Here is a 12,406-nt window from a genome sequence, read left to right as displayed (position 1 = left end):
TGTCAATTGAAACGCCCTCCGTCCGTGCCCCCCCTGACAGTCGACGAGATGCTGCGCGTCGAGCAATCCGTCCTTACGGGTACAACAGTCATGAGCCCCCCTTCCCAAGACATGCTGGATAAACTGTATGGCTCGCCCCCCCACATTGACCCGGCCGCCATCGCACCACTCTTGCGTCAATACGCTGAGCCCCTGCCGGAACTGGACTCGTCCGCCTTGGGTGAAATGTTCGATCGCTACGCGGATGCACGCGTGGTGATGATCGGTGAGGCTAGCCACGGCACCAGCGACTTCTATCGAACCGGGCGGCGATCACCCAACGGCTGATTGAGCAGCACGGGTTCAATATCGTGGCGGTTGAAGCCGACTGGCCAGATGCAGGCCATGTCGATAAGTATGCCCGTGGGTTGGCGCCGTCAGCCTGGAAGCGCCACATCTTCAGTCGGTTCCCGACCTGGATGTGGCGCAACACCGAGGTAAGAGCATTCGTCCACTGGCTGCATCGGTACAACCACCGGCACGCTCCTGAACGTCGTGTCGAGTTCCGCGGTCTGGACGTTTACAGCTTGCGCAACTCCATTCACGAGGTTCTGAGTTATCTGGACCGGATCGACCCGCAGTTGGCCCACGAAGCTCGGCGGCGCTATGGCTGCCTGACCCCTTGGCAGGATGATCCTGCCCTGTACGGCCACTTTGTCGAACGCGGCGGCCTGATGCCCTGTGAGCATGCGGTGGTCGAACAGCTCAACGTCATGCTGGCCGAGCAACTGGCCGGGCTCATCCGGGACGACGAAGCGTTCTTCAATGCAGCGCAAAACGCCCGGGTGGTGCAGGCGGCGGAACAGTACTACCGAGCGATTTATCGAGGCTCGACCGCCTCCTGGAACCTGCGTGACCGGCACATGTTCGACACATTACACGCACTGCTTGAGCACCGGGGCCCTCTATCCAAGGCCGTGGTCTGGGCACACAACGCCCATATCGGCAATGCGGCCGCCACGGAAATGGGCTGGAAGGGGCAGTTCAATATCGGTCAATTGTGCCGTAGCGCCTATGGGCGCGATGTCGTTCTGATCGGTATGAGTACCGACCGTGGCCAGGTGGCAGCGGCGGATGATTGGGATGGCGAGATGCTCATCAAGGACATCCGACCTTCTCGTCCAGACAGTTGGGAGCATCAGTTCCTCAAGGCCGGCGTCCCCGCGTCATTGACCGACTGGCGCGACCCGCAGCGAAAAGAACTGCGTCGAGTCCTTTCCAGACCGTTGCTGGAGCGAGCCATCGGTGTGATTTATCGCCCCGAGAGCGAGCGTAGCAGTCACTACTTCGAGGCGGTACTGACCGAACAATTTGATGCCATGATCTGGATCGAGCAAACACAACCGGTGACGGCACTGGCATTGCCGAAAAACCAGGAACTGGAACCGGAAGACGAAACCTTTCCGTTTGGTGTGTGAGGCACACCAATGCCCCAGCCTGGCCAGTGACTCGGCAACGTACCTAAAGGGTTTCAAATTTCATTTCACCGCAGTTGATCAATATCAAACGGATCAAGGCCGACTGGGTTACGTTGACAAAACAGGACAGCACAGTCACTTGCGTCATGATGACTCATAGGTTCTAGACAGGAGACTGCCATGCCTAGCCTGCTTGCGAGCCAGCGGTTGCGCCTGTACGACAGCGATGAACTCGAGGGGGTGCTGCGAGCGATGGCGCGCCAAGCCGCAACACTGTTGCCGCCCTCTCAAGCGGCACTGATTGGCATCCAACGCCGCGGTGAGCCTTTGGCACAGCGTTTACAACAGCATCTGTCACGTCAGGCCGGCCAGCCAGAACTGCCTCTTTACCCCCTGAAGGTCAAGCGCTATGCCGATGACCTCAGGGTGCTGCATGCCCACACGGAGTTGACCGAAAACCCTCTTTTGGGCGAACTTGACCTCGCCAGTACCACCCTGCTGATTGTCGATGATGTCCTGTTTGAAGGCCACTCGCTCCTGCGCACCTGTGCGTATCTGGCGCAACTGGGTGCCCGTCGGGTCTACACTGCGGTATTGGTCGACCGGCATGTCTGCCAGCAGCCGATCCATGCCGACATTGTCGGCGTGCATCTGCAAGTTGGCGCTAATGACATCGTCGAATGCAACGTGCCCCCCTTCGAAATGGAGTTTTGCATTGATGTATTGCGTCATGGCGCCGCCCGATGACGGTGCAACTGACCCAGGGTTGCAGGGGACTTCTGACGTGATAACGGCAACGCTGCAAATGGTCTGATGTACACGTAGAGGCGTGTTCGATAAACGCCTCAAAGGAGCCCGTGCATGTTCACTGAACGCCCACTTCTTTTTGCTCTGCAAGGCAGTGAACACTATGCAGTCCGCATCGCGCAGCGGCTTGGCTGCCAACTGGCGGTTCATGAGGAGCGCGACTACGAAGACGGCGAGCATAAATGCCGACCGCTGGAGTCAGTTAACGGTCGCGAGGTCGTGGTGTTCCATTCTTTGTATGGGGATGGCCGGCAGAGCGCAAACGATAAGCTGTGTCGCCTGCTGTTTTTTTGCGCGGCACTCAAGGATGCCGGCGCTCGCCATGTGCAGGTAGTGACGCCCTACCTCTGCTACGGACGAAAGGATAGGCGCACCCAGCCTCAGGACCCAACGATCACTCGCTACCTGGCGGCCATGATCGAAGCCTGCGGCGTAGACCGTCTGATTGCCTTGGAGGTGCACAATCCGGCAGCGTTTAACAACGCCTTTCGCATTCCGGCGTGGAACGTGCAGTGCACAGAACTGTTCGCCCAACATTTCGCCAGACTTGTCGGCGACGACGAGGTGGTTTCGGTTTCACCGGACTCCGGTGGCGCCAAGCGAGCCGAGCAGTTTCGTCAGGCTCTGGAGCTGCAACTGGGACGTTCGGTGGGCAGTGCCCTGATGGAAAAACACCGTGATCAGGCCACGCTTACTGGCACTCTCCTGGCCGGTAAAGTGCAGGGTAAGACAGCCATCATTTTCGACGACCTGATCAGCACAGGCGAAACGCTGAAGCATGCCGGCCTTGCCTGTCAAAAAGCAGGGGCCGTTCGGTTGTTCGCAGCCGCCACCCATGGTTTGTTTACCGCTGGCAGCCGTCTGTTCGACAGACCACTTTTTGCACACATTGCGATCTCTGACAGCGTGCCTCCGTTGCGGCTGTCCGCCGAATGTGTGACACAGCACTTGCACATACTCGACAGCACAACCCTGGTGGCCGCCTTGCTCGCAGAGAATGGTGCCTTTGATCGCGCTTGATGGTGGAACGGCCCTATCCACGCGAATGCATGATCGACCTTTTCTATAGCGTGCTGTTCAACAGAGCCAGCTGTCCTGCCCGGCAGGTTCCATCGCCGCACTGGCCAGCAGTCGTCGATAGTCGTCATAGCGATAGGTCGGTCCATCTCGGCAGGCATAGCTTTCGCCGACATAGCAGTGCCCGCATACACCGTCCGCGCAGTGCATGCGGCGCTCCACGGACAACCAGATTCTGTTGGCCGCAACGCCTCGCTGCAAGCAATCCCGAGCGATGGCCAGCATGAAAGGCTCTGGCCCACAGCACAACACGGTGTCGGGTGGTTCATCACCAAACAACTCATCAAAGTGCGCAAGGGGGCTTCCCTGACGGAGCCCGGCAGGAGCACGGTCGAAGGTCTCGATCCACGGCAATGCCAACCGCCAACGTTCACGCTCGCGCAACAGCACTTGAGCGGCGGCATATCGAGCCCCATACAGCACGCTCATGTGCACCGACCTGGGGTGATGGATCGCGCCATCAATCACACTGGCCAACGGTGCCAATCCACAGCCTCCCGCGACCGCCAGAACTCGACGGGTATCCTCGAGTGACGGCCAGCCCTGACCGAAGGGTCCTCGATATCCCAGCACGGTCCCGGGAGCCAGTTCGAACAAGGCTGCGGTAAGGCTTCCCGTCCGACGAATCAAGGCATTGAAGTTCCCCCCCTTGTCCGGCGGACTGACATAGGTAAAGGGCGCCTCGCCAAAGCCGGGCACGGTGAGCATGAAAAACTGTCCTGCCCTGGCGGCCAAATCACTGGCTTGGGGCAAGTCGATACGAAAGCTGAAGTGTCGAGCCTCTTCGCCGTCTTCGTACTGAGCGGTTATATGCAGGTTTCTTGGTGTCAGGTCGATCATGGCTGGACCACCTTGTGCATGACACCATGAACACCGATACCGCCCGGACAAACATGATCGCAACGTCCACACCCGACACAGCCGTAATGCTCGAAACGATTCTTGAACCCGTCACCGAACTTGTGAAACCAGAAACGCTGTACCCGCTGCCCCGCCGTGGCGCTGGGATTGTGCCCACTGGCTTCCTTCTGAAACCCTTCGTACAGGCAGGAGTCCCAGACACGCAGACGCTGCATGTCGCCCTCAGCCGAAGGCAGGTCCAATGGCGCGAAGCAGGAGCAGGTCGGGCATACCGAGGTACACCCCGAACACCCCAGGCAATGCAGCCCCAGGTCATCCCAACGTTGCGGATCGATTTGCCCCATGTTCAGCGCATTGATTCCGTCGACGACATCAAGCTGCTCCCCCTGCTCGCGGGCGACCTGAAGACTATTGGCCGTCCGCTGTGCCTGCCAGTCCTGCTCTGTCGGCGCTAAACCAAGGCCGCTGATGGCGGCACTCCCGGCCTCAGAGCCGACCAGCAGCAACCAGCCGGCGCCATGGATGGCAGGTGGCAACAGAATCAGGTCGGCGGTATGTGCCTGTACCGCCGGCCCGCTACCGAGAACGCTGCAAAAGCCATCATTGCAACTGTGCAGACAGTCGAGCCCCACCAGCAAGGTAGCCTGGCGCCTGATCTGGTAATGAGTATCCTCGGCAAAAAAGCGATCCTGATAGGCCACCGCCATCAAATCGCACGCGTGCAGGCCGAAGATCGCCTGCGGCACCACCTCCGGCAACGCCGAATAGAATTGCCCGCCATCGAAACGAAACAACCGCTCGCGCTCGACGAAGAAAAAACTCTTGGCTGAAAAAGGTGGTGGCTCGACGGACGGCTCGAAAGGGCGGAGGTCTTGAGCCGTGACCGTTTCCCAGTGTTTACCACCCTGCCCGTCTTCGCGGACTTCGTACAGCGTGCGTTGCTTGGCCAAGTAAGCACGCAGACGTTCTGGTCGATCCAGATTATAGGCATGCATGATGGCTGCCCTCTGGGAACACCTCGGGAATGCGGGGCTGAACGCCCGTGGGTAATGGCTCGACCGCAACTGCGCAGGCTTTGAGCTCAGGCATCTTGCTGGTGGGATCCTGAGCACTATTGGTCAGCAGGTTACACGGCGCTTCGCGGAAGTGATAAGGCATCGCCAGGGTTCCCGGGGGGACGTCATCCGTGAGATGGACTCGAGTCTCAAGACAGCCGCGGCGTGAACGAACGCGAACGGCTTGCTGATCGTGCAGGCTGAGCGCGGCACCGTCAGCCGGATGCATGAACAGCAACGCCTCGGGCGTCTCACGTTCCAGCAAAGGCGACTTACGTGTCATCGAACCACCACCATAATGGAAATGCAGCCGATGGGTAGTGAACGCGAATGGATACTCGGCGTCAGGGCATTCGTCCGGCGCCACCTGTGTCACCGGCAGCAGTCGAGCGCGGCCGCGTGGAAAGGAAAGCTCATGCAACACCGGAGAACCTTGCGGGTGGGCGGCATCACAGGGCCATTGCAAACCTGCATGGCGATCCAGCGCGGTATAGCTCATGGCTGAAAAGATTGGCGTCAGCGCGGTCATTTCGTCGAACAACGCTTCGGCATTTTCCCAGTTCATGCCCGCATAGCCCATACGCTGAGCCAATGCCCCCAGGATCTGCCAATCACTGCGAGCCTCACCCGGTGGTGCGACAGCCTGACGGACCCGCTGCACACGACGCTCGCAATTGGTGAAAGTGCCATCCTTTTCGGCAAAAGCCGCTGCCGGCAGCACCACATCAGCGAGCTTGGCGGTTTCAGTCAGCGTCAGTTCCACCACCACCAGGAAGTCCAACGCATCCAAGGCCTTGGCCACCTGATGTTGATCCGGGTCGGTGAGCACCGGTTCTTCACCCATGATCATCAATGCCCGTAATTGCCCATGCAGGGCGGCCCGGCTCATACCCAGCGAGGTAAGGCCCGGTTGCCGCGGTGCAGGAGTCCCCCAGGCTGCGGCGAATTTTCCTTGTACTGATGGGTCATTGGCATCCTGATAGCCAGGATAGACATTCGGCAGGCAGCCCATGTCGCATGCGCCCTGCACGTTATTTTGCCCTCGTAGCGGGTTGATGCCGGTCCCTGGCCGACCGATCTGACCGCAGGCCAACACCAGATTGGACACCGCGACCACATTATTGGTACCGCTCTGGAACTGGGTAATGCCCATGCCATAGGCGGTGAACGCGGCATTGGCGTGGCTGTAGAGATAAGCCACCTGCTGCAAATCGGCGAGGCTGATGCCCGTGCTCGCATGGGTCTGTTCCGGGGTCAATCTGCACAGGTGTCGGCGCAGCGGTTCGATGGTTTCACAACGTGCTTCGAGAAACGCGTGGTTCTCCCAGCCGTTGGCCAGGATGATCTGCAATAGACCGTTGAGCAGTGCGATATTGCTGCCCAGACGCAGTTGCAAATGGATGTCGGCCAGACGTGCCAATCGTGTCTTGCGCGGGTCCACGACTATCACCATGGCTCCACGGGCCTGTGCGCGCAGGATGCGAGCGCCAATCATCGCGTGATTTTCGGTGACATCCGCGCCGATTATCAGGATCAGGTCGGCCTGATCAATGTCGGCGATGCTGTTACTCATCGCTCCTGAACCCAGGGTGCACGCCAGACCCGCTACCGAGGGGCTGTGACAGATGCGGGCACAGTGATCAATGTTGTGAGTACCCAGCACCGCCCGGGCAAATTTCTGTGCGGCGTAATTGTCCTCATTTGTGGCACGGGCGCAACTGATGATACCCACGCCTGGCGGACCAAGTTCATCAAGCGCCATGCGAAACTCGTCGGTAACCCGCGTCAGGGCTTCATCCCAGCTAGCACGCCGAAAGACTCCACGCTCTTTGATCAGCGGGGTGGTCAGGCGATTGACCGGGTCGACGGCAAAACTGGTGGCCCATCCCTTGGAGCACAGTTGGCCTTGACTGAGCGGATGTCCGGGCTGAGGTTCGACACCGATGACCCGGTCGCCGTCCACTCGCAACCCGAGACCGCAACCCACCCCGCAGAACGTACATATGCTTGGCACGACGTGCATCACATGCCCCTCACTGATGGTACTGACTCAATCGCACCCCATAAATGGGTTGTCGTTTTGACCTGGGCCAACATCAAGCCAGCGGTGTAAGGAGCACACGCTTGAGGCACCAGCGCTTCCCATTCAGATTCCTCTGTCGAGTTCACCTTGACGTTGATTTATATCAAATGCCTGCGCAAAGCATGCAAAGTGTCCAAACCGGCTCAAACACCAGGTACTGACTTACCTGCAGGGTGCAACCTCGCTCTTGCCAGTGGTGCAATGTGGGTTCAGGCAGATCGAGAGTCACTTGGTCAGAGTCGACGGATAGAGACCGGCGAGCCGCGCGATCAAGACTCCCACGTAAAAGACGCCTGCAAACTCTTCGAGCATCACAAGTGAGCGGGCGTGGTTGGTCAATGGAATAACATCACCGTAACCGGTGGTTGTGAGTGTCGTGAGGCTAAAATAGATCAGGCTGAAGAACGTGCCGGGCTGTGTGAAGTCGAGGTGGCCAGGCCCGAATGAACCTGCGCTGAATCTCTCGATCAGGACATAGATGAAGGACCAGACAAAGGCCAGCATGATGTAGCCCGCAAGTGCACCATGCAGCTTGTCAGCCGTAATTGGCCCGCGCTTGAGAATATAGTGGAACACTCCGCTAATCGAGGCGGCAAGAGACGCGGCATAGGATATCGCGGCAAGGTCCAGAATCGCGAGACTCCCAGTCCATAACGCAGTCCATTGAAGGCCAACCCCAAGCAACGCCAAGCCCAGTTTGAGGATGAATCCCCACCGGGACTGCCTGGTGGCGAAAGCGCCCACGAGCAGCACGATAGAAAACAGAACACCGAGCAGCGTGCGAGCGAATATGCCTTCTTCAAGATAGGGAAACAGGAGGATCAAACCAAGCAAGAGCAGCAATAGATAGGTGCAAGGCCCGTGGCCTATTATCATCTGAGCTAAATCCTCGTCGGACTCGGCTTTATCTTGCGGATTTTTCATGACAGTTTCCAAGAGACCGAACTAACGCTCGCGACCTGACGTTACACGGTTGGAATTTGACCCTGTTTTAGAAGAGTGGGTAGCTGGAAATTATAGTCGCGAATGCGTGTGTGCGGACTTTGCATAGTGAAGATGATCAGTGACGATTCCCATCGACGTTTTTTTCCAGGACTCAAACTTCTAGCGCCAATCCAGAAATCGGAACAACTCCTCCTCCTGATCAAAATGCAGTCTCACGAGGGTATCCAGGCGAATCAACTGATGTTGAATCTCATCGGCAGAAGCCGTGGTGGGGTCGGCACTGAAGTCGCTGCTCATGCGCGCCAGCAAATGGATTAGGCGAAAAATCTCCCGGTGAGTATGGCTCATTGTCGACATGGGGTCCTCGCCCGGCATGCTTCGAGTCAGCAGCGGGTATAGGGTGTTTTCATCTTCGCGCTCATGCTGCACCAGCGATGTTTGCAGCTTTTTAACCAGCGCCAGCAACTCGGTCTGTGCTTGCTCAAGTGGACGCCGCGCGAAGTCACTGGCCAGTTGATGCAGATCGCTAAGCACCGTGGAGAGTTGCTTGTGTTCGTCTTGCAGGCGATCGATATGCTCTGCGGCGAGCTTTCGTTGCTTCAGCCCCTGCAACGACCCCAGTGCACGTAAAGCGTTAATGATGATCACCACGTCAATGGCCTCTTGCACAACGGCGCCAATAAGCGGCGGCAGGTAACCGAGCGCAGCCACTGCCATGGCCAGCAATGACATTCCCATGCCGACCAGAACACCTTGGCGGGCGATGTGGCAGGTCCGGCGAGCGATGTCCAGCGCCTCGACCAGACGATCCAGGCGATCGACCAGCAATACAACGCTCGCCGCTTGCGCTGAAGCCGTGGCGCCGCTGGCGCCCATAGCCACGCCGACGTTGGCCGCCGCCAGCGCGGGAGCATCGTTGATGCCATCGCCGACCATCAATGTGCTGGCACGCAGGCAACCTTCCTGAACAGCCCGCACTTTATCCTCGGGGGTCAGCCCCGCCCGCAGCTCGTCAATCCCGGCAGACAGAGCAATCATCTCGGCGGTTTCCAGACGGTCCCCGGTGAGCATGACGATCTTCTCTATGCCCCTGCTGCGCAATCGGCGCAGAGTTTGCGGGGTTTCTCGACGCACATTGTCCGAAAAAACCAACAAGCCGGCGAGCTCTCCATCCACTTCAATGAAGCTTCCACTACACGCCAGGTAGTCCATGTGACGCAGCATGGCTGTGATCCAGTCGGTCGCAGGGGCTTGTTCATGAACATAAGACAACGTGCCGAAGCGCACACGCCTGCCCTCGATCAGCCCACAAAGACCCGAGCCTGGATGTTCTTCCACCTCCTGTGGGACGCTGAGCGGCAATTGGTGCTGATGCGCCGCTTCAACAATTGCTTGGGAGATGGGGTGCGTCGAGGCCTGCGCCAGCGAAGCGGCCAGGCCAAGCAAACGCTGCGGATCGATCAGGCCGTTGACCTCTATCGACTGCAGACGGGCATGGCCGCTAGTCAGCGTGCCTGTCTTGTCGAGAAACACCAGTTTGACCCCGGCCAACGCTTCCAGGGTCACGCCGTCCTTGATCAATATCCCGCGCCGCGCGGCCCTCGAAATACCTGACATGATGGAAATCGGCACCGCCAGAATCAGCGGGCAAGGTGTGGCCACCACCAGAACCGCCAGCGCTCGCAAGGGATCACCACTCATTTGCCAGGCCATTGCGGCAATCAGCAAGGTCAGTGGAACGAACAGCAACGCATAGCGGTCTGCCAGGCGCACGAAAGGTGCACGCGAGCGTCGTGCCGACTCGGCCAGCCGCACTATTGCGGCATAGGTGCTTTGCGCTGCCGTTCGCGAGGCGAGCAGGAGAATAGGCGCACCGACATTGGAAACGCCGCTGGGCAACTGTTCACCTTCTCGGCGGGTTACCGGCATCGACTCGCCACTGAGCGCCGACTCGTCCAGAATGGCCGCAGGACTCAGCAGGCGGCCATCGACCGGTATCACCTCACCTAGGCGTACCAACAGTGTTTGGTGCGGCTGGATCTGTTCAACGAGGATCTTGCGCAAGCTACCCTTGTCCTGCAACCAGGCAAAACGAGGCGCCCGTTCGATAAGCGCGCGAAGCTCACGCTCGGCACGTTGCCGGGTGAAAAACTCCAGGCTGCGTCCGGTCGCCAGCATCAAGGCAATCACCGCCGCCACCAGCATCTGCTGCAAGACCAGGGCGGCGATCACCGACAGCAGCGCGATAAGATCTACACCAACCTCGCGCCGGGCCAAGCGCCTGGTAATCTCAACGAGCAGTACCAAGGCCATCACCAGGCTTCCCGCGGCCCAGCACATTAATGCCCAATCAGACTTCTGCGCAATATGCGCAACGCCCCCGGCCAGTAGCGTCAGGGCGCAGAACAGCAACAGAACGGGGTTCAGCCACTTATCGAGCATTGAAGTGAGTTCCTCAAAAAGCGATTTGCATCCCCCACTGTGAAAACACCTGCCGTTCATAAGCAGGCTATGTCGGTCCGTCTCCTTGACTCCTGCGTCTTCGCAGAGACGCTATAAACAGGCGACTCAGTATTACAAGGTAGAACTTGGGGCTTGGTTCTCTATCGTGTCCGCTATGGCGCCTCAAATCAGGTATTGGCAAAGCCGAGGGTAATGTCACAGCTATGAGCCTGAAGGTTGATCGACACCGGATAGCTCAACGCTGTCACGGTACTCCGGCACGGAGACCGACCAGCCCAATTCCTGGCTGATACGCCGACGCAGCACATCCGAGGCGTTGGGTTCGCCATGCACCACATAGGTGTGTTTCGGCGGCCGCTTGAACCCGCGCAACCACTGCATGATTTCATCCGCGTCGGCATGCGCCGACAAGGTTTCCATCGGCACCACTTCGGCCCGGATCGGCACATCCTTGCCGTGGATGCGTACTGACTCGGCGCCAGCAACAATTTGCGCGCCGCGGGTACCGCCGGCCTGGAAGCCTGGGACCAATAGCGTATTGATCGGGTTGGGAGCCAGCGCCTTGAGATGGTGAATCACCCGACCGCCAGTGGCCATGCCACTGGCCGCGATGATCACCGCTGGCGTGCGCTGCAGATCCAGGTTGATCGAGTCCTGGGTCGTGCGCACGAAATGCGCCACATGGCACATGCCCTCGCACTCTTCCAGGGATAGGCGGTGCTCACTGCGAAAACGCTGATACAGGCGCGTGACATCGGTCGCCATGGGGCTGTTGAGGTAGATCGGCAGGTCGGGGATCGCGCGCCTTTGCAGCAACCGGTACAGGTGATACATCAGCAATTGCGCGCGCCCTACCGCAAACGAAGGTACCAGAGTAATGCCGCGGCGCATCGCGGTGCGGGTGATGACCTGCGCCAGTTGCTCCTCCGGGGATTCAACGGGATGCCGACGGTCGCCATAGGTCGACTCCACCAGCAGATAGTCGGCCTGTTCGATGGTTTCCGGGGCGAACATCAGTGGATCATTCGGCCGCCCCAGATCCCCGGAGCAGACCAGCGTGATGCCGTCCGCCACCACCTCCACCGTAGCCGCCCCCAGGATATGCCCGGCACAACGCAGCAGGATGCTCATTCCCGGCACGATGTCGACCCGATGGTGCAACTCCAGCGGTCGTAAGAGTTTTAGCACCCGCACCGCGTCCTGCTCGGTGTAAAGCGGTAATGCGGGGGTGTGTTTCGAGTAGCCATGACGATTGGCGAACTCGGCTTCTTCCTCCTGCAGGCGGCCGCTGTCTCGCAGCAGGATTTTCACCAGTTCACATGTCGCGGCCGTGGCGTACACCGGACCGCGATAGCCATTGCGCGCCAACACCGGCAGGTAGCCACTGTGGTCCAGATGGGCATGGGTCAGCACAATGGCGTCCAGGTCGCGAACCGGCAACTGGAACGGATCCCAGTTATGCAGGCGCAGTTGTTTATAGCCCTGGAACAGGCCGCAATCGATCAACACATGCTTGCCTTTATACTCCAGCAGATATTTGCTGCCCGTGACCGTGCCAGCCGCACCGAGAAATGTCATTCGCATGGCCGTCTCCTTGAACATTCATAAGCGCTCTGTCGATCGCACCTTTCCTCCATCGGGCATTGATGTTTATCACC

8 protein-coding genes and 1 pseudogene are annotated in these 12,406 nt (G+C 59.1%); 3 read left to right on the top strand and 6 right to left on the bottom strand.

All coding sequences use genetic code 11. The features are described from left to right. Positions 1-90 precede the first annotated feature (90 nt). The 3 genes and pseudogenes from CKW29_RS00830 to CKW29_RS00820 all read left to right on the top strand — a co-directional run bounded on the left by CKW29_RS00830 (position 91) and on the right by CKW29_RS00820 (position 3,284). Positions 91-1,457 (top strand): annotated as a pseudogene (locus CKW29_RS00830) (erythromycin esterase family protein). Positions 1,458-1,637: 180 nt separating this feature from the next. Continuing rightward, entirely contained in the window at positions 1,638-2,204 is a 567-nt protein-coding gene (locus CKW29_RS00825; protein ID WP_095144189.1) for a phosphoribosyltransferase family protein, read from the top strand. A 114-nt stretch (positions 2,205-2,318) separates the two neighbouring features. Beyond that, positions 2,319-3,284 carry a ribose-phosphate pyrophosphokinase gene (locus CKW29_RS00820; RefSeq protein WP_095144188.1) on the top strand — a complete coding sequence of 322 codons (966 nt, stop codon included), beginning with the start codon at positions 2,319-2,321 and terminating at the stop codon, positions 3,282-3,284. A 57-nt stretch (positions 3,285-3,341) separates the two neighbouring features. Here the strand turns inward: CKW29_RS00820 and CKW29_RS00815 are convergent, their stop codons facing one another. From CKW29_RS00815 to CKW29_RS00790, 6 genes are all read right to left on the bottom strand, one after another. Further along, a complete protein-coding gene (locus tag CKW29_RS00815) occupies positions 3,342-4,181 on the bottom strand; it encodes an FAD/NAD(P)-binding protein (RefSeq protein ID WP_095144187.1) in 840 nt (279 codons plus the stop codon). Then, the gene (locus CKW29_RS00810; RefSeq protein WP_095147715.1) at positions 4,178-5,197 is read right to left on the bottom strand and encodes a 4Fe-4S dicluster domain-containing protein; all 1,020 of its coding nucleotides are present in this window, start codon (positions 5,195-5,197) and stop codon (positions 4,178-4,180) included. The genes CKW29_RS00815 and CKW29_RS00810 overlap by 4 nt, the downstream gene beginning before the upstream one ends. Continuing rightward, positions 5,184-7,280, bottom strand: coding sequence for a formate dehydrogenase subunit alpha (gene fdhF / locus CKW29_RS00805; protein ID WP_095147714.1), 2,097 nt, complete (start codon positions 7,278-7,280; stop codon positions 5,184-5,186). Before fdhF ends, CKW29_RS00810 begins: the two co-directional genes overlap by 14 nt. A 285-nt stretch (positions 7,281-7,565) precedes the next feature. Then, on the bottom strand, positions 7,566-8,264 hold the full coding sequence (locus CKW29_RS00800; RefSeq protein WP_095147713.1) for an ion channel: 699 nt from the start codon (positions 8,262-8,264) through the stop codon (positions 7,566-7,568). A 180-nt stretch (positions 8,265-8,444) separates the two neighbouring features. Further along, positions 8,445-10,727 (bottom strand): heavy metal translocating P-type ATPase, encoded by a 2,283-nt coding sequence (locus CKW29_RS00795; RefSeq protein ID WP_095147712.1) that lies wholly within the window; start codon positions 10,725-10,727, stop codon positions 8,445-8,447. 222 nt (positions 10,728-10,949) lie between these two features. Beyond that, on the bottom strand, positions 10,950-12,332 hold the full coding sequence (locus tag CKW29_RS00790; protein ID WP_256577027.1) for an MBL fold metallo-hydrolase RNA specificity domain-containing protein: 1,383 nt from the start codon (positions 12,330-12,332) through the stop codon (positions 10,950-10,952). Between the last annotated feature and the right edge of the window lie 74 nt (positions 12,333-12,406).

It is taken from the genome of Pseudomonas sp. Irchel s3a18, from assembly GCF_900187535.1.
Taxonomy (GTDB): Bacteria; Pseudomonadota; Gammaproteobacteria; order Pseudomonadales; family Pseudomonadaceae; genus Aquipseudomonas.
Note: the sequence above shows the minus strand (reverse complement) of the source record. Positions and strands in the feature narration are given on the sequence as shown.

What these genes read in the sequence shown, in the direction of transcription:
- CKW29_RS00815 (WP_095144187.1), bottom strand. Translation starts at nt 4,181, where the DNA reads ATGATCGACCTGACACCAAGAAACCTGCATATAACCGCTCAGTACGAA.
- CKW29_RS00790 (WP_256577027.1), bottom strand. Translation starts at nt 12,332, where the DNA reads ATGCGAATGACATTTCTCGGTGCGGCTGGCACGGTCACGGGCAGCAAA.
- fdhF (WP_095147714.1), bottom strand. Translation starts at nt 7,280, where the DNA reads ATGCACGTCGTGCCAAGCATATGTACGTTCTGCGGGGTGGGTTGCGGT.
- CKW29_RS00820 (WP_095144188.1), top strand. Translation starts at nt 2,319, where the DNA reads ATGTTCACTGAACGCCCACTTCTTTTTGCTCTGCAAGGCAGTGAACAC.
- CKW29_RS00795 (WP_095147712.1), bottom strand. Translation starts at nt 10,727, where the DNA reads ATGCTCGATAAGTGGCTGAACCCCGTTCTGTTGCTGTTCTGCGCCCTG.
- CKW29_RS00825 (WP_095144189.1), top strand. Translation starts at nt 1,638, where the DNA reads ATGCCTAGCCTGCTTGCGAGCCAGCGGTTGCGCCTGTACGACAGCGAT.
- CKW29_RS00800 (WP_095147713.1), bottom strand. Translation starts at nt 8,264, where the DNA reads ATGAAAAATCCGCAAGATAAAGCCGAGTCCGACGAGGATTTAGCTCAG.
- CKW29_RS00810 (WP_095147715.1), bottom strand. Translation starts at nt 5,197, where the DNA reads ATGCATGCCTATAATCTGGATCGACCAGAACGTCTGCGTGCTTACTTG.